The 19,336-nt window shown below is 68.8% G+C and carries 7 protein-coding genes; 4 read left to right on the plus strand and 3 right to left on the minus strand.

Going from position 1 to position 19,336, the window contains the following annotated elements:
* Window positions 1–14: 14 nt before the first annotated feature.
* Together MUY22_RS01370 and MUY22_RS01375 are read right to left on the minus strand one after the other, a co-directional pair.
* Window positions 15–656, minus strand: coding sequence for a type VII secretion system-associated protein (locus MUY22_RS01370; protein WP_371827571.1), 642 nt, complete (start codon window positions 654–656; stop codon window positions 15–17).
* Window positions 596–2,704 (minus strand): hypothetical protein, encoded by a 2,109-nt coding sequence (locus MUY22_RS01375; RefSeq protein WP_247056147.1) that lies wholly within the window; start codon window positions 2,702–2,704, stop codon window positions 596–598. Before MUY22_RS01375 ends, MUY22_RS01370 begins: the two co-directional genes overlap by 61 nt.
* A 382-nt stretch (window positions 2,705–3,086) precedes the next feature.
* Between MUY22_RS01375 and MUY22_RS01380 the strand changes: the two genes are divergently transcribed.
* On the plus strand, window positions 3,087–3,326 hold the full coding sequence (locus MUY22_RS01380; RefSeq protein ID WP_247056150.1) for a hypothetical protein: 240 nt from the start codon (window positions 3,087–3,089) through the stop codon (window positions 3,324–3,326).
* A 47-nt stretch (window positions 3,327–3,373) separates the two neighbouring features.
* Here MUY22_RS01380 and MUY22_RS01385 read toward each other — a convergent pair whose 3' ends face one another.
* Window positions 3,374–16,270: a hypothetical protein gene (locus tag MUY22_RS01385; protein WP_247056152.1), complete on the minus strand. Its 12,897-nt coding sequence runs from the start codon at window positions 16,268–16,270 to the stop codon at window positions 3,374–3,376.
* Window positions 16,271–16,855: 585 nt separating this feature from the next.
* On the opposite strand from MUY22_RS01385, the gene MUY22_RS01390 reads away from it, so the two are divergent.
* The 3 genes from MUY22_RS01390 to MUY22_RS01400 all read left to right on the plus strand — a co-directional run bounded on the left by MUY22_RS01390 (window position 16,856) and on the right by MUY22_RS01400 (window position 19,336).
* Window positions 16,856–17,281, plus strand: coding sequence for a hypothetical protein (locus tag MUY22_RS01390; RefSeq protein WP_247056154.1), 426 nt, complete (start codon window positions 16,856–16,858; stop codon window positions 17,279–17,281).
* A 145-nt stretch (window positions 17,282–17,426) separates the two neighbouring features.
* Window positions 17,427–18,437: a TauD/TfdA family dioxygenase gene (locus MUY22_RS01395; RefSeq protein ID WP_247056156.1), complete on the plus strand. Its 1,011-nt coding sequence runs from the start codon at window positions 17,427–17,429 to the stop codon at window positions 18,435–18,437.
* Window positions 18,434–19,336 carry a DMT family transporter gene (locus MUY22_RS01400; RefSeq protein ID WP_247056159.1) on the plus strand — a complete coding sequence of 301 codons (903 nt, stop codon included), beginning with the start codon at window positions 18,434–18,436 and terminating at the stop codon, window positions 19,334–19,336. Before MUY22_RS01395 ends, MUY22_RS01400 begins: the two co-directional genes overlap by 4 nt.

Raw genomic sequence — 19,336 nt, forward strand, 5'->3', positions numbered from 1 at the left:
GGAAGAAAACGCGGTCACAGCTCGCCGTCGGGAGCGTTCACGATGTCCCGGACGACGTCGGCAGGCACTCGCATCGAAGCGGGGGCGCCGGGGTTGAGCAGAACGTCCACGCCCTTCTCCGGAAGCGCTGCCGCCAGGTCGTGCAGGGTCACGTCGAGCCAGCCGGGCACGTCGAGCAGGGCTCGGTGCCCGTACGCCGTGGCCACCAGCACGGACGGCGCACCGTCCGGGGCCGACCGGACCAGCGCGACCCCCTGTTCGTCGACCGCGATCGCGAGCACCGTGTCGAACAAGGCGGGCGGCAGGTGCGGGGTGATCGTTTCGGCGTCGTCGCCGCCTCGCACCAGCACGCGAAGCACGCCGTCCACGGGATCGAGAGCGGCGTAAGGGGAGCTGGGGCGGTAGCCGGGGTTCGAGCAGAACCTGCTCCGGAGTCCTTCGCCCGTGATCGCCCAACCTCCGACGATGGCCTCGACAGGCGGGTTCGGCGCTTCTTCCGACTCCGTCCAGGAGGGATCCAGGAGCAGCTGCAACTGACCGTCCGCGAACAACCGCTCGAAAACTTCGGGAACCTCTCGCGCCGCCGGTTCCGTGTTCACCGTCGTCCGGCCCCCGCCCGGCCGGCCCGCGCGAGCCCGGGCAACCGCTCGGACCACGGTCCGGACGGCGATGTGTCTCCAGTGGAAAGCCGGTCACCGGCGTCGCGCAAGGACTCCAGGATCATCTGGTCGAGCGAGTTCAGGCCTTCGTAGGCACCCAAGTCGGTCTCCGTCGTAGCCAGTTCCCGGAGCAGGATCCGGCCGCGCCGGTCCCCGGCCGGTGCTTCGGCCGCGAGCACCAGGAACCCCGTGCCGGGAGCGAAAAGCACCCGGCCGCGCCCGGAGTCGGGTTCGAGTGACGCGGTCAGCCGTCCCGTCGACGACCAGACGAGCAGGTCGGTTTCACCGCTGGAACCGGATCCGACGGGCAGCGCGAAGAAGCCCGGCTCGACGAGGATGTCGAGGTCACGCACGAGATCCCACGGCACGGCGTCCGACGACAGAGCGGCGGACGTGACGCCGTGGTGCACCGGAAGGGCTGCCATGCTCGCGGCCGCACGGCGTCCGAGGACCGCCTGTTCGCCGGTTCCCCCGTCGCGAAGGGCGTCGTCGATGCCGGTCCCGAATGGACCGAGGTAGAGCGCGAGCGCGGCGGCGGCGCCGGCTTTCGTGGTGAGCGGCTGCGGCACCGGCTGACTCTCCGCTGCCGCAGCCGCCGTCGGAGGCCCGGATTGCGCGGGCAGCGCAGCATCGCCGTCCGGGGCGGTGACGAGCTGGAGGAGGTACACCAGCGGCTCTTCTTCCTCCGCCGGCTCTTGCTCCGGTTCCGGTGCCGGTTCCGCGGCGAAAGCGGCCGCCCGCCGCGGGTGCGAGATGTACCCGGTGGCCGGAGCGGGTTCCACCCCGTCGGTGAGCACGACCTTCGGCCGCGCTCCGATGGCTGGGGCGAGCCGTTCGGCGACCTTCTCCGCGCAGTCCCAGAGACGCGCGGCGAGCCCGGAACCGGCCATGTCGTGCAGCACCTGCGGGACCGCCGGATCGGCCGGCAGCGCGCGTACCGAGTCGCCGTAAACGGGCTCGTCGGGAGTGCGCACCCACACCCCGGCCTGCACAACCTCCAGCACGACGTCCGAGTCGTACTGGTAGACGCCGGGCGAGACCTCCGGCAGTCCGCTCAGCGGCTTCCGGTGCGACCGCAGAACCGGGGTCGGCGCAATGGTGTCCTCCGGCCCGCGGGGACGGTAGGTCAGCGCGTGCGCGAACATCGGCCACCCGTGCGAGCCGTCCGGTCGCAGCGCGACGACGGCCGCCGACTGCCCCGTCCCCACCGGCAGGCCGCACGACTGCACGATCTCCGTGCCGAGCAGGTCCGCGAGCGTCTGCCCGACGGGGTCGCCCGCCGGCGACTCCACAGGTCCGTACCGGACGACGCGCACCTGGGTACGCTCGTCAGCGGTCAGCGACTCCCACCACGTGGTGAACGCTTCCAGCGGCAGCTCCGGCAGTCCTTCACCGCCGAGAACGACCACGATCTCTCCCGGACGGCTTCGCGCCCAGCGGATCAGCCGGGCCCGGTGCGGCTCGAGCCAGCGGGCGGTCCCGACCGAGCGAAGCCACACTCCGGCCGGCAGTGGCTCCGCGACACTCGTAGTCCCCAAGGGCTTCAGGCTCGCGAAACCGGGAGAATCCCACGCCGGCCGCGGAAGTCGCTTGCCGGCCCACTCGGATTCCGCGCCGGGCGCGAACCGGTACCAACCGCCATCGCGCACGGCGTCGTCGAAGAACAGTCCACCCGCGGACGGCCGCAACGTGCCGACCGGCACCACGACGGGGCGACCGAGCCGGTCCGCCAGCCACGGCCCGTCGAGCCGCGGGTCACCCCCGAGATCGACGGGCACGAACCGGATCGCACGATCTCCCGCCGGAATGGCGGCGGCGACCAGCTCGCGGTCCCGGATCGGCGTACCGGCCAGCGCGTCGACGACGACCAGGTCGTGTTCCGGGTCGACGTCCGGGGAAAGTGCCAGGACGCGAGCTTGTTCCGACATGCCGCCCGCCGGGTGCACGACGAGGACGCAGCCGACGGTGGTGCGCTCGAGCCGGTCGTCCGGCGCGGGCTGCACCCGCCGCCTCGCGCCGATCCGGGTACGCAGTCTCTTCAGCATCGCGCCCTCCCGTGGCTGGGATGTGCCTGGTCGGGCTCGATCGTCCCGCGCGCACCGGGGCTCGGCCGTCGTCGTGACCCGCCCCCGCCCGATCAGGCGGATATCCCTCACGAAGAGGCCCACCCGACAGCTATCACGGAAATCGTGACAACTGGCCGCTGTCACCGCGGCCCAGCCCGGTCGAACGGGCACTGTCGCTCCCCGGATGAGCGGCACCGGACCGGAACCGGACTGGATTGCCTTCGCCGCACGTACCGTCGAACGCGCTGAGGCGCCTCCTGGTACAGGTGTCGAAGTCCTGCACGGCCGGTGGGTGGTTCCGTGATCCGCAACCACCCACCGGCCACTTCCACCCCGTGGGGTGAGACGGGAAGCGCGTCCCATGACCGATGACCGCCGGGTACGGCTGGAAGCGGCCGCTCGGGCAGTGTCGGTCTCCGGCGCGACCGGCCACGAGGTCGTGCGGTACGAAGGAATCACCGTCACCCGCGTCGAAGGCGGCGAACCGGTCGGCCAGACGTGGATCCCCGTCGGCGAGGACCCGACCTACGCCGACGACGAAGCGCTGATCGCCGCTTGGCGGACCGCGCTGTCCTGGAGCAGCTGCTTCGACGTCCCCTGAACGGAACCGGCCCGGCGCTCGGACGTTCCCCTCGGCCTTGCACGGAATCACTGCTCCGGAGCGCGGTCGCCCGTCACCTCGTCGTGCAGCGCGGCCATCTCGGCCACCGGCAGCATCGTGTAGTGCGGAGCACCGGCCACCGGGCCCCGCAGCGACTCGGCGGTCTCACGCAGTTCGGTGACGACCGGGTCCGACCACGCCGCTTGCGGGGAGGCGCCGGTCAGCATCACCTCCGTCAGCACGACCGTGAGGCCTTCGTGGAGGGCTCGGCGGATCTCCTCGTCGACCGCGCCCGCCGCCACGGGCACGGCCCGCACCAACCGCTGGGCCCGGGACCGCGCTTCCGCCACTTCTTGCGGGAAAACGGCTTCCCGCTCTTCGACCTGTTCCCGGGCCTGCCCCAAGCGCTCGGACCACTCCACGAGAGCAGCCCTCTCCGGAGAGGACTGCTCGTCGCCGCCGGCCTCCGACGCCGCATCGTCGGAGAACGCGTCGGCCTCGGAAGACTCGTCGTCGGAGAACCCCGCGAAAGTCGGGTCGAGCCGGACTTGGATACCCGGTCGCCGCACCGGCCCCGGCGCGGCGAGGCTCGGGCTCTCGACGAAGTCGTCCTGTCCGGACTGTGCGAGGCCGGACCACAACGGCTGTGGCTGCGCAGGCACTACGCCCGGCGCGACGGCGCTGAGGAAGGCGCCGCCCGCCCTGACCGTTCGTTCACCGTCCCGAGCGACGGCCACCGCCTCGGAAGCGGCCCAGATCTCCATCGGACCCGCTTCCCGTTCCCACCCTTCGCGGATGCCGAAGGCGGCCGTGGGCCCGATTTTCGCGGATGCCGTGACGTTGGTGGAGCACTGCCCCAGCACCAGCCCCTCGTCCGGATCAGGCTGTGCTGCAAGGTAGATCTCGCTGGCGAAGATCGCCCGCGCGGCCGGCGCGTCACCCAGCATCACCACATCGCCGCGGCGGAAGCGATCGCCGGTCACCAGCGAGAACGCGAGTCCGCTGGGCATCCCCCCGTGACCGCTGGTGAACCACGGATTGCGTCCTGCCCAGGGAGCACGGAAGGGCACCGGCACGTACTCCGGCAGACCATCGGCGCCGGTTCGGCGCATCTCCCGGATGTAGTACTGCTGCTGCCCGCGCGACTCACCGAGCGCGGCGAGCCCCTCGTGCGCACCGTCGAAATCCCGGCTCGGGAAAAACTGCCCGAAGGTCCCCAGCCGGTCATTGGCGCTGGGATGACTCACGATGTCCCGGGGCCGGGGCACCCGGGGCTCGACGGCCCGGACGCCCGGGCCGTCCACTCTGAGCGGGCTGCCGGCCCGGAACGTCACCGTGCCACGAGGGCCGTAGGCGGTGCGGGCGTACCCGCCTCGAGCCATTCCGGCGGCGAACTCCGTGAGGCCGAGCGTCCGGCCACCGAGACCGACCAGCATGTAGGGCAGGCCCGGATCGGTTCCGAGCCCTTCGCGGAGGGCTGGATCATCGCGGAACACGTCGGCGAGCCCGGCCGGGCTGACCGAGCCCACCAGTCCGTCCCGCCGGGTTCCGAGGTAGCCCCGGCGGGTGCGCTGGGCGACCAGGAGTACCGGCGCACGGTCCCAGGGAGCCTCGACCAGCCTGCCGTCACGTCGTACGTAGGTGCCGAGCGTCGGCTCGGTGCTCTTGGTGGCCCAGTTCCGCAACCGCCGCAGGACGTCGTCGTCCCCCGGCGCCCGGAGGAGCCGGGCGGCCAGCGTGCCGTCCGGCCGGGAGATGTCCGTTGTCCGCAGATCACCGGCACGCAACCGGGAAACCGGGACGAAAACGGGGCGGTCGCCGGCTTCGCCCTTGACCCCGTACACGGGCGGGTAGAACCCGTCTTCGTGCAGGGCCCCGGCGAAGTCGAAGCCGAGTCCGCCGATGTCCCTTCGTCCTCCTGAATCGGTGGCGAGTACCACGACCGGCCGGGTCCGGTCCTCTTCGAGCCGCGCGCGGAACGCCGCGTTCGACAGCATCATGCGCCCGACCGGCCTACCGCCGAGTTCGAGATCCTGGTGTGGGCCGATACCGGCCAAAGCGCGCCACCGGTCGGCGTCGAGAACGACGTAGAGCGGCTTACGGTCCTTCCAGGGGCCCGTGACGGACCTCGCGACGGAAGCCAGGGCAGCGGCTCGCACCTCGGCATCCCCCGACGCCGACGAAATCGCGAAGACCGACCCGTCACTGAAGAAACGGACCTCGTCTGTGCTCGGTAAGGACTCGCTGAACCGGCTTCCACGCTCGATGCCGGGCACGCCGAAATCGCGTCCGAAGGTGAGCCGCCCGGCGTGCTCGAATGCCTGCCAGGGCCCGGTCAGCGCGCGCAGGTGCGTCAAGAAGCCCCGGTTGAGGTCGCGCACATCGGGGTTCGCGCTGACGTCGTGCGTGGTGACGATCAGCGGAGGACGGACCGGTCCTCCCGTGGCTTCGCGGAAGAAGCCCAGTGCGGCGACCGCCTCCGCCATCGCCTGGGGATCGAGACGGGAGACGGCTTCCCCTTCGTGCCCGGGAGCGACGAACCGGCCGTTCTCGCCTTCGAGGATCAGATGCACGGGCCGTGTCCGGTCTCCCTCCGTCGCGGGTGCCCAGTCCTGCAACGACTCCGTGATCAAGGTCTCGCCGTCCTCGCGCGCCGACCGCACCGCCACGATCCGCTCGGCGTGGTCGGTCGACGCGGCGACGGCCGAGGTGATCTCGTCACCGCGTTGCCCGGACCGGGCGAAGCCCACGCCGTAGCGCCGCCCCTGCGCGTCCATGAGCTCGAGCCAGCGAGTTCGCCGGACGCCGGAACCACTCCCCTCCACCAGACCCGCCGCCACCTCCGGCGCGGAGTCGATGACCACCGACGGAACGGGCCCGGCTGCGTTGCCCTCCGCCACCTCCGAGATCATCTCAGGCAGGTGGTTCAGCGTGACGAACGCGGACCGCAGGCCACCGACGGCTTCCAGTGCCGTGTCGAACGTCGGGTAGAAAGCACCCGCGTGGCCGCCGGACGCACGCCGGACCGGCACCTGCAGGTATCCGTCGTGGGTGCTGAAGGGCCGTACGGAGGCGCGGCGGCCCTCCGGACTGGAGATGCGCCGCAGGTCGAGGCCGCCCGACGAGCCCGTGCCCACTTCGCTCGCGGTGCGACGCGGATCGAACGGCGAAATGTCACCCACGGTCGAAGCGAGGCTCACGTCCGTGGGAGTACGGCGGATACCGGATGGCTCGCCGGTCTGGGCAGGGCCACCGCGTGACGGCTCCGCCTCCGGGGCCACCGCGCCGAACACGCTCCCGTCCGCCACCTCCGAGGCCACATCGACATCGAGATCCGGGAACAGCTTCACCCGGGCCCGCGCACCCCATGAATGCGCCCACCCGGTGAACTCCTCCGGTGTCTGCAGGACCGGGTACGACTTCATCGCGTTGCTCGTCACGAACGCCGGCCGGCCGGCCGCGGTGACGGCCTGAACATGGAACGGGTGAGCGGGTGCCTGCAGCACGGTTCCGCCGTCCATCGCCACTTGGCGCCAGAACGCCAAAGCACGGTCTTCCGAGTCCAGGACCTCGGCGAGAGCCACTCCCGAACGGCCGTCGTCCGTGAGCTCGTCGAATCCGAACAGCGTGCCGTCCGGCTCCAGCGCCAGCTGCGATCGGAATTTGCGGCTGTATCGGGCGCGGACCACCCCGGTGAGCCGGCGAGCACCGCGGTCGACGATCAGCGGGGACGTCAGCTTCAGGCTTGTCCGCCAGTTGCCGCGGACGACCTTGGAAGTGAGCACCGGCACCGGGTCCGCTTCCAGGTCGGCGGCCGCGAGCTTCTGCATCGACCGGCCCCAGCGCTCGGTCAAGGTGCGCCACTCCCGCCGGACCGCCGGGCTGGCCTGGTCCGCGGTGAGCAGGTGCACGGCGCGCCGTTCGACAGCCGCGAACTCCTCCCGCGCGTCGGCGACCCGCTTGCGGACCATGTCCTCCTGGCTACGGCCCAACGGCCGGTCCCGGCGGTTCCGCACCTCGGCGGGCACCCCGTCGAGCCCCTGTTCGGTCCCGTCCACCACGGCCCGGCCCACCTGCAGCAGCCCGGCGATGGTCGGCACCCGGCCACGTACCCCGATGTGGACCGTGGCCGGAACGCAGGTGTTGAGGAAGTACTGCTCTTCGTGGCCGGCACCCGCGAACAACGCTTCCCGCAGCGCTGCCGGATTCCTCAGCAACGCTTGGAACAACGGTTCGCGCGCCAAGCTCACCCGGGCGGCCGGGACCAGGTTGATCATCCCGAGCGCGGTCAGGCGCACGGACAGGTCCGCCGCCGGCGGGACGGACATGCCGTACCCCGGCGAGGACGGCCCGGTGAACGGGCTCCGGCCGCGCGCGAGAGGCACGTTCAAATCGCCGAGCAGCTGAGTGAGCCGGGCGGGCGGGATCGGCTGGATCGCCCGCCGGTCCACCTCCGAGCCACCCTCGGACAGCTTCGGCCGCCGTTCCCGTTCGCGCGTCGGGACCAGTGAGGCTGCCAGCACCGCTTCGTTGACCAGCGTGCGCACCCGGCCCTTGACCGCCGCGTCGGAGAAGGCGGCCAGCGAACGGTCGAGCGCCACCAGCCGCTCCCGGGTGCCGTCCGGCAGCGCGCGCGGCTCCAGCCTGCCCTCCGCCGCCAGTTCGGCGTACTCGGCCACCTTGCCCGACAGCTCGGACCGGGTCAGTTCCAGTTCTCGCAACCCGTGTGCGACCCGGTCATAACCGGCCACCGCCTGGTGCTCCGGGATGTTCCGGGGGTCGGCGAACCCGACCTCGACCACGGCCCGCGGCTCGGTCGCGTCGCCCGCTGGGTCCGTACCCGTCTCCACGTGGAGACGGACGTCCTCCGCGCGGACCGTGACGTGGTCGCCCTGGAGTGCCTTGAGCTCGTTCGCCAGGGTTCTGCGGAAGTGCGCTGCCACCTGGCCGGCCCGTCCCCGGTCGCCGTATCCGGTCACCGTGACCTCGGGCCGAGGTAGGTCCAGGTCCGCTCGCAGCACAGCCGCGCGAGCGGTGGCGCGCGCTGTCGCGCGGACACCGGCGAGGGTGTCGTCGTCGACCGTCCGGGTTTTTCCGGTGAACCACACGCCGGCCGGGGCGATGTCGCCGAGCCCGCCCACGGCGACTGTCACCAGCGGATTGACGCCCGGTGCCGCGCTGCCGGGTTCGTAGAGCAACGCTTGCTGGTCGAAGAAGGTCTCACCGGGTTCCTTGGTGTACATCCGGAAGTGCCAGCGCCGCGGACCGGGAGTGCCGATGATTTCGGCGGCCATCGCCCGCCGGGCCCGCCGCCGGGCACCGGCCTCGGCGGCGTCGTACCCGGTCTCCTCGATCTCCCGGAGCGCGTCCGCCAGTTCGTGGTGACGCCGAAGACTCGCCGCATCGGTGGTGTCACCGGCGTCCCGGACCCGTTCCGCCAGATCCGCGGCGATGCGCTCGAGGTCTCCGGCGTGCTCAGCAAGGTTGCGGTCGATCGCGGCGCGCACGGCGGTGTCCAGCTCCGCGGCGTGCGAGCGGTTCTCCAGGGTGATCTGCGACCGGCCGTCCGCGCTCTCCGCGATCACGGTGGCGAAGTGGAGGCCCTGGGCCCCTGAACGCCCACCCGAGCCGGCTTCCGGAATCGACGCGCGCAGGTACAGCCGGCCCGGCGTCGCCCACGCGAACTGGTTGACGCCCATTCGCCGGGCGGCTTCGCCGAGCAGCCGCCACCGTTCCCCGGCCTCCGGGGCCTGGTCCAGCAGCTGTCCGTACCGGCTCCCGGGCAGCGGACGGCCGGGAAGACCACCGGTCTCGCGCTGGTCTCGCCCGATGATCAGCGCGGCACGGCCGGCATCCACTTCGGACAGATCGCCGTGGTCGACCATCTCGGCCAGCCCCTCGGCGAGGTGATAGGTGCCGGTGACCTCCAGGCCGTCCTCGGCGTTGACCGGAGCCGACGCCCGCCCGCCGCCCGGCGTCTCGAACAAGAGCGTGTCCGGCGTGCCGCCGTGCACGAGCTGCGCGAAGTCGCGGCTGGCGTCGGCCGACTCGCCGGGTACCCGGGCGACCACGCGGTGCAGCACCTGCTCCCGGCCGTCCTGGTCGAGGACCAGCCGGGTTTCCTCCGCCACCAGTTCGACGCCTGTTCCCGTACGTCGCAACGCCTCCCTCGATCGCTCCAGCACCTCCGGCGTGGCGAAGAATTCCCTGGCTTCGTTCACGCCACCGGCGTCTCCGACCGACCTGGTGCCGTTGATCGCCAACGTCGAATCCTGGGCGACGCGCAGTACCGGGCGGAACTGCGTCGTCACCTCGGCTTCCCGGCGCCCGAACACCGGGAACTCCCCATCGGTGCGCACTCTCGCCTCGATCGGCCGAACCGACTCGAAGAGCTCGGCGTCGACCGGCACGGACCGGTAGTTCATGCTCAGCTGGGGTTGCGGGACCGCGGCGGCGACCGGCGCGATGGACGGACGCCGCTCGCTCCGGTCGTTCGTCAAGTAGATCAGCGCAGCCGGCAACGCCGGGGCGAACCGGACGAGCGGGACCGTGCGATGCTGCTCGTCGATGTCGTCGCGGATCTTGCGCTGGAACTCGGTCTGTGGCTCCCAGTACTTCATCGCGCCGTGTTCGACGCCCAGCTCGCGGCCGACGAGCAGGTACACCATGCGGTCGTAGTCGGCTTGGTAGAGGCTGGCGCCATCCTCGGGCAACCGGATGTCGTAGAGGTCGTTGTCGCCCGTGATGTTCCGGAAGCCGTCGGCCCGGCGCTCCTGCACGAGGCCGTCGACGACCTGGAAGCGGCCTTCCCGCCGGAGCCGGTCCATGTCCCCGGCGAGCTGCGTGTATTCGGCCGAGCGAGCGTGGTATCGCTTGAGCACCGGCTCCCGGAGTTCCTCCGGCACGGCGGTCAAGTCAGGCTGATGTGGCCGGAAGTAGCCGACGAGCCCGATCTGCTCCCTTCGCATGCCCAAGTGGACGTCGAGTGCGTTGAGGGTCTTGGCCTTGATCTCGAGTGGCTTGGGCACCGCGCCCCGCGCCCTCCACGCGACGGATGCGGGGTTGGTTGGCCGGACGTCGATCACCACCCCGAACCGGTCGGTCATCTTCTGGAAGCGCCGCTGGTCCCGGAGCGAAATTCCGTACTGCGATTCGAGGGTGCGCTCGTCGACGACGTCGGAATGCGCCGACTGGATCGATACCCAGCTGTCCTGGCGCACGAGCGTCGGCGGGGGCGCGTGCTCGTCGAGCTCGTCGAACAGCTCTTCGACGAACCGGGCCGCTTCTTCCTCGATCGCGGGCAACCGCGGCGGCTCTTCGAGCACGCCCGTCCGGGGGCCGAGGGAGAGCGTGCCCGCAGGCTGCGAGGTGGTGTCTCCCGGCTCGGTATGCGTGATGGCGCCACCGCGATGGATGTGGATGGCCGCATCCCGAAGATAGGACCTGACCTGGATGTGACCGAGGTGATCACGAGCGTTCAGGGCGCTCTGCAGCGCCCCTTCGGAGTCGGTAGTCATCAGACACGCGACGACGTTCGCGGAAATGGCGGTCATCGCCCAGCCGGCTATCGGAACGGACAGCCCGGACAGGTTGTCCAGTGTCGTCACCAGCTGATCAGGGTTCAGCGAAGCGATCCCACCAGTGGCCTTCGGCACGAAATAAGAACCATCGAGATGATGCACGACCACCGTGAAGTCACTGGGAAACACCGGAGCCTGCGCGAACGCGCGAAGAACATTGTCCACATAACCCGCCGTCACGAACGCGACACCGGCGGCATGCGGCAACGGCACGGCCACCACATCACCCGCCGGAGACGACACCACGACCACATTGTCCCCGTAGTCTTCAATCACCCCACCCGGCAGCGATTGACCCGACGACAACGAAATAAACTCCGCCGCAACCGTATTGACCTCATTGATGCCACCCGTAACATGGTGCAGTCGCAGCTGCCGCGCCAGCTCTACGGCACCCCCCTCTGCCGTATGCAGCCGAGGCGTCTCGGCCAGAATAAGCCCAGCCCGCCGACGAACCTCACCCCGGAACGCCGGATCACCCACCGCGGCCGGAACCAGCCGATCACCATGCACCTCCGCCTCGACCACCGCCACCTGCGCAAACCGCGCCAGCTCGGCTTCCGAACCACGTACTCCCTCCGCGGCCAGCCTGCCAACGAGCTCCGGGACACCCTCCGTCTTGAACGCCCACGCCACCACATACGCCAACCGGCCGATCAGCTCACGATCACCCGCCACCCCCACATCCAACTGCCGCCCCATGAAACTCGGCGCCGCCACGACAGAACTCTCCGGTTCATAGGCATCATGGCCATCGACACGCGCGGCAACACGGTTTTCCAAGCGCCTCCGAAGGGGCGGATCATCTCCGGACACGTTGTTTTGTCTCAAAAATTCGAAAACTTTCCTCTGTGAGACTTCGCCAACATTGTGAATGTGCCGATCGATCAAGGCGTCTATCGCCGGAATATCTTCCTCTTTCGATGCACTGAGAGCCCTGCTCCGGTATCCCCAATTTTCGGCCGCCTTGACAGCACGGTCGGCGTACATCCTCAACTGACTGACACCGCCATGAATTCCTGCATCTACGGCGAGTTTGACGACTTCAGGCAACTTCGCTGCCGGATTTCTTTTTGCAATCCAGCACAGCAGGACTGTAACATCTCCAGGGTTGTCAGTATCAAATTCGAGCGCATGCTGCTCGCCGCGATATCGTGGCGACCACGCGGAACCTGCCGCGATCGAGCGTTCCCTCGCCTCTCCAAGTATTTTTCGCAACTGCCCGGACCATTCGGCCCCGACATGCACATTTCTGGCGTTCATGTGGGACAGGAGAAGAGTGCTCTCCAGCACTCCCCGCTCCGCGACGACTTCATCAGCGATCTTCGCAATTGCGGCACGATGCGCGATGTTTTTGGGATCCAGCTTGGCGGCCTTGGGGCCCAGCGTCAGCGTACCCGGCGGCAGATCCGCGTCGCTCCGACCGCTCGCCTTCACCAGTGCCTCATCGAGTCCGCCGGCAGCAGCCTCCGCTGCCCGAACCGCCCCCACGCCGTCTCCGCCGTCCGAGCCCGACTGCACGAGGTACGCCGCCAGGGCCGATCTCACGGGCTCGGACGACGCCGAGATTCCGATCTCACGGGGCGGTGCGACGGCCGACGACGGCCGGACCGGCCGCTCACCCTTCGCCGAGAGCGATAGTGGGCCTTCCCTTGCCGGCTCGGGCGTCACCGGAGACTTGTCCGCCGCCCCCACAGAAGAGTGACCCGAAGACAGGACGACCGGCTCTGGTTTCGCTACCGTCTCCACAGGAAGGGAACCCTTCCCGGCCGCAGCTTGGTCCGCAGGCTCGAGGGGAGCGATGGGCCGATGCCCAGGCGCAAGGGAGAGAGTGCCCGCAGGCCGCGGAGCGACGTCCACGGCCGAACTGTAAGTGATCACCCCACCGCGATCGATGTGAATCCGCGCATCCAGCCGATGGGCAGCAACCTGAACGTGCGCCAACTGGTCGGTCCGCCTGAAAGCAGTCTGAAGATCCGAGACGGAGTCGAGCGACAACGAACAGGCATAAACGTTCGCGCTCAAGGCCATCGCGGACCACGCCCACAACGAATCCGGCAGAGACGACAGGTTCTGCAGAGTGTCGGCCAGACCATCAGGACCGAGCTCGGCTATCCCCCCACCGGCCTTCGGCACGAAATAAGAACCACCAAGATGATGCACGACCACCGTGAAGTCACTCGGAAACACCGGAGCCTGCGCGAACGCACGAAGAACATTGTCCACATAACCAGCCGTCACGAACGCGACACCGGCAGCATGCGGCAACGGCACCGCCACCACATCGCCCGCCGGAGACGACACCACAACCGCATTTTCTCCGTAGTCATCAGCCACCCCACCCGGCAGCGACTGTCCCGGCGACAACGACAGAAACTCCCCAGCAACCGCGTTCACCTCGTTGACGCCACCCGTGACATGACGCAACCGCAACTGCCGCACCAGCTCCACAGCGCCACGCTCAGCCGTGTGCAACTGAGGCATCTCCGCCAAAATCCCCCTGGCCCGCCGCCGAACCTCACCCCTCAATGCCGGATCCCCCACCGCAGCCGGCACCAGCCGATCACCATGGGCATCAGCCTCCGCCACCGCCGCCTGTACAAACCCGGCCAGCTCGGCTTCCGGACCGCGCACGCCTTCCGCGGCCAGCCTGCCAACGAGCTCCGGGACACCCTCCGTCTTGAACGCCCACGCCACCACATACGCCAACCGGCCGATCAGCTCACGATCACCCGCCACCCCCACATCCAACTGCCGCCCCAGAAAACCCGGTTCGACCACCGCAGTACCGGCCGAGGCAGGAGCATGCGGCGCCTCCAGGCGCGCCGCTCGGCGCATAGTCAAACGCTCCCGGAAAATCGACTCCCTTCCTGATACATTTCTTTCTCGCAAAAAATTATAAAATTCCCTGAGACTCGAGCTGTCGTAAATCCGGATAAATTGATCGATCAGACTGTCGATCTGCGGCATATCGTCAGGCTCGGAGGTACGGAGATGCTTCGGCCGATCACCCCATTTTTCGGCCTCCTTGATGGCAAGAGCGACCGTCGGCCTGAGTTGCGTCATACCGCCACGTATCCCCGACTCTACGGAAATTCTGGCAATTTCCTCAGCCTTGGCCGTTGGGTTCTTTTTCACAATCCAGTACAATAATACTGTGGCATCCCCTGGTTCCTTCACGTCGAATTCCACATCGGGCCGCCCGCCACGATATTGCGGAGTCCACGCAGACCCCGACATGCTCGCACGTTCTCGCGCGTCCGTAATTATCTTTCGCAGCTGCCCTTCATGACCAGAAGCGACTTGGATGTTTCTAGAGCTCAGATGAATAATAAGATGCGGGCTCTCCAATGTTCCGCGCTCTGCGATGAGCTCGTCGACGATCGCCGTAATGGCGACGCGATCCGCCAGGTCATTGGGATATAGTTTGGCGGCTTTGGGGCCCAGCGTCAGCGTACCCGGCGGAAGTTCGGCGGCACCGGGACCGTGCGGCCTTACCGGCGTCTCATCGACCCCGTCGACATAGCGCTCTCCAGCCCGAAACGCCCCCGCGCCGTCCGTGCTCGATTGTGTGAGGTGTACTGCCAAGGCCGACCGAACAGGCTCGGACGTGGCCGGGATCCCGCCCTCAGGACGCGGCGCGACGGCCGAGGTTCGGACCGGCAGCTCTCCCGTCGCCGAGAGCGGGTTCGAGCTTTCCCTTACCGGCTCACTCGTGACCGGAGACTTGTACACCGCCCCCGAAGGCAGATGACCCGACGACGCGACGGTTCCTCCGGCCGCCTCCGGTTTCACCGCTGTCTCCGAGGAAAGAGCGTACATCGGCAGGCCATTTCGGCCGAGGAAAGACGTCGCACCCTCAGAAGGCTCTCCGATGGTCCGAGTCCCGGCCACGATCTCTCGCGCCGGGGGCGGTATCGGAGCCCCTGTCACGTGGGCATCGGCTGCCGCGGTGAGTTTGCCGCCGCCGAGGGTGGGCGCGCCGATCGGAGAGGTGGTGCCTCGGGATGCAGCTACGTCAGGTTTGCCGAACAGGGTGCCGTACGGGGTAGCGCCGGAAGCGGGGGACACCACCGTGGGTGCGACAGCCTCGTAAGGCGGTGGTGGCGTACCGGCTCGGTCTCCGTACGTGAAGGCGTCAGCCGCTTCATTGGCGAACTTCTCGTCCGCGGGCTTCATTCTTTCGGCTACGACGGATTTCTCCAGCTCGTCGCCGAGCGCGAAAGTGCCCGCTACGGGTTCCGCCAAACTCGGATTTTCGAGAAGGAGATCCGGTTTCTCCGCGACCGTTGCCGGGCTTTCGGCAATCCCCCCCGATTTCCCGTCGGTGTCGGCCGGCTTTCCGGTATCGGGAATGGTCACCACCGGCGGGCGCAAACCCCCCACCCCCACCAACACACCATCCAACGACGACAACACCCCACCACCACCACCACCAGCACGACCACCACGACCCATCGCCCCCAACGCACCCAACGCCCCCAAAAACGGACTCACCCCCGGCGTCCCCACCGCCGCATTCACCGCCGGCGCACTCACCACCACCATCCCCACCTGCGACAACCCATACCCCACATGACCCAACGCCCGCACATACCCCGGAAACTCCACCCCCCTCCCCGACCCCGCCTCCAACTTCCTCGCCGTGTCCCGCACAAACACCGCCCCCGCATGCGCCACCCCCGCAAACGCACCCCCCAACACCCCACCCACCACCGACCCCACAACCGACCGCCCATCCAACCCCTCCCGCGCCCCCACCAACACCTGACCCACCTGAAAACCGAAATCCAACCCACCCATAAAACCCGCCCCCACCACCCCGAACTTCCCCGCCTGCACCCCCACCCGACCCAACCCCCGCGCCGCCCCCGAAAACGTCAACCCCGCCAACCGAGCCTTCAACGCCTCCACCAACGCCAACGCCGCCACCCGCGCCCCCGCCTCCACGACCGGCACCAGCAACGCCCCCACCACCGTCCACGCCAACTCCACAATCGTCGCCAACGCAACCAACGCCATCACCGACAACAAAAAAAACGCCTTCACCACATCCGCACCCGCATTCCGCGACAACTTCGCCGCCTCCCGCGCACCCCCCACCAACACCGACAACCCCTCCACCGCATCACCCGACAACCACAACCCCGACACCCGCCCCACCTCACCCACCAACGCCGACCCCACCCCCACCCCACCCACCCCCACCGCCCGCTCCAACCCCTCCAACGCCCCCACCAACTCATCCCAATCACCCGCCAACCCATACAACCCCCGCACCGAACCCTCCGGCACCGCAACCCCCAACACCACCTCCAAAAAATGCTGAACCTCCACCGGCACAGACAACCCGTGATCACCCACCACAACACCTCCCTTCGCGCCTGAAAGCCCGGCACCACTCAGCGGCCGGACCACGGCGTACGGCGAGCCGGCCGCGCCAGCGGCGTTACCACTTCCCCGAGCCGACGCAGCCATGGCCACACATGACCTGCGTCACCAGGGTTTTTTCCCGACGCCCCTTGCGCGACACGAGGCAACGGATCAGCCCGAACCCGAGGGAGATCCCTCACGAACCACGCTTATCACTCCCCGGCAACCGTTGTCACGCAGCGAAGCCCCATCGGGTACAACAGGTAGCCGAACACACCGTCTTCGCCTCGCGACCGACCTCAGCGAAGCACTCATCACCCGATGTCCGGCGAGCTCTCCGGCTCGGCACGGCGGGCGACCGTGACGTCCGATTCGCAGGGAATTCCCTCGGCAGCAAAACTTTCCGCCGCGATTCGTCGGCTATCGGATGGCCTTTCGGTCACATTCCTCGAAATTTCGTCACGCATCGGCCGACCAACCGGAACATCGCATGCTCAACTTTTGCGGCCGGTTGCGCCGGCAGGCTCGCGTCCCCGGCCGGGGACGCTCTTCAACCAGATTGCGAGGTAGTGCGAGATGATCATCCCGGGAACAGCGGGATTCGCCGCCCATGCTCCTGCCCTGACCGTCACCGGTACTCCGAACAACGTCGTGGGGGCGCCCGTACCGCTGGCGACCAAGCTCCTGCTCCTGGGAGTCGGCATGATCGCCCTGCTCGGCCTGGCCGGTTTCCTGCTGGTACGTCACCGCCGACGCCGACTGCCGGCGCAGCAGTTCACCGTCACCGACCTCACCACCTTCCGCAACGCCGAGGCGCGGCTGTGCGCCCTCGTGGAAGGCGGCAGGATCGGGGCGGCCGAGGAGCTCAGCGACTCGATGGCTCACTGGCTGCGCCACGAAATCCACCACGGCAGGGATTCCCGGCCCCTGTGGTGCGCTCACCGGCTGGAACAGCTCGAGCTGGATCGCGAGCAGTACACCGGCCGCCCGGTGGTCGTCTGAGCCGCCGCCCGCGAGGGATTCCCCTCTGCTGCCTCCCGCATCGAAACCCCGGCCATTCGGCAACCACAAGGTATTTATGCTCGACGTCGAACCACGCGACTAATAGCCGAAAATCCGAATCCTGTCGAAACTACGAAAGAATTCCATGAAAGAGGCTTCACGAACTTCTCGGGCGGACATACGCGAGCCCTCCGGTCACACCCTGGATCTGCTCCACCGGACGACGTCCGCTCTGGTCGCCGAGGGCGTCGCCGCCGACAGCCTGCATGCCCACACCCATCGGATTCCGGGCAGCTTGATCGTCGCGCTCGGCGACCTGACCGGGACACCACGGTCGCATGACGGTTACTGCGTCATCGAAGGCATCCTCTCCGGCTACCCGGATTCCGCCGGGCCGACGCCGTCCTCCTGGAAAACCGCCGACCCGGAACGGACGCGCGAACTGGACATCGCGTTCGCGCTGCTCGCCGGAGCTGCGGGGCGTCCGTTCGGCTGGAAAGCGCAGCAGGCCGGGCGGCTCGTCCACGACATCGTTCCCAGCAAGGGCTCCGAAACCCTGCAAGTCGGCGCCAGCAGCACGGTCAAGCTGGAATGGCACACCGAGGACTCCTACCACCCGGATCGTCCGGAGCTGCTTCTCCTGGCCTGCGTGCGCAACCCCGACCGGGTCGGGACGGACATCGCCAGCGTCCGGCAGGCGGACCTGACGGACGAAGACATCGCGGCACTGAGCACCACCCCGGTGCTGCTCTATCCGGACGACAGTTACCCCGGAAGCTGGAGCGACACCGACGACCCGGCACGAATGCTGACCCTGTGGGAAACCACCGACGGTCTGTGCATGAGGTTCGACCCCCCTTACACGAAGCTGCCCGACGCCCAGCCGGCACTACGTTCCGCCTGGGAGCGGCTGGGCGAGGCACTGGATCGTTGTGCCACCACGGTGACGGCCGATCCCGGCGACGTGGTCGTCGTGAACAACGACGTCGCCGCGCACGCCCGGCGCCCCTTCAAGGCCCGTTACGACGGAACGGATCGCTGGCTGAAGCGCATCCTGGCGCGGAGCACCCACGTCCGTCCGGAGACCGAGCGCCACGAGCCGGGTTATCACCAGGTCCAGGTCGGCCCGTACCCGTCCCTGTTCGCCGACCGGTGACCACCGCCGGCGCCCGGGGGACGGTCGTGCAGGGCCGCGGCCTGGTCCCGCTCGCGCTGCTGTCCCTCGTCGTGACCACCGCCCTGTGGGGCGGCACGTTCGTCATCGTGAAGGGCGCGATCCGGCTGGCGTCCCCCGTGGACTTCCTGGCGGTGCGGTTCTTGATCGCCTTCGTGGTGCTGGCCACGCTGCGGCCGCGGCGAGTGCTCCGGCTGAGCCGCGACGGCCTGGTCCGCGGCGCACTGCTGGGGTTGACGCTCGGGGGCGCGTACCTCGCGCAGACGTACGGGCAGCAGTACACCTCGGCGTCGATGTCCGGATTCATCACCGGCATGTCGGTGGTGTTCACCCCGATCATCGCCGGACTGGTCTTCCGGCACCGGATCGGCTCGATGATCTGGTGCGCGGCGGCGGTCGCGACGGCCGGGCTGGCGGTCATGACGCTGCACGGGTTCACGGTCGGCCCCGGTGAAGGCCTCACGGTGCTGTGCGCCCTGTTCTTCGCCGTACACCTCATCGCACTCAGCGAGTGGTCCACCGCCCAGGACGCCTACGGCCTCACCGTCGTCCAGCTCGGCGTGATCGGCCTGCTCTGCCTCGCGCTGGGCTCGCCCGGCGGGCTCGACCTTCCGGCGGACGAGGGCTTCTGGGCCGCCGTGATCGGGCTGGCCATCGTGGCGACCGCGGCCGGCTACCTCGTCCAAACCTGGGCCCAGGCGCACCTGCCGGCTTCGGTGGCGGCCGTCGTACTCACCCTGGAACCGCTGTTCGCGGGAGTCTTCGGTGTCTTGGTGGACCACGACGAGCTGAGCGGCCGGATCGTCGCGGGCGGAGCCATGGTCGTCGGCGCGATGTGCCTGGCCGAATTTCGTTCCTCCCCGTCACCGTCGAAAGCGTGA

Origin of the sequence: Amycolatopsis sp. WQ 127309 (assembly GCF_023023025.1) — a bacterium.
In the GTDB taxonomy this organism is placed as follows: domain Bacteria; phylum Actinomycetota; class Actinomycetes; order Mycobacteriales; family Pseudonocardiaceae; genus Amycolatopsis.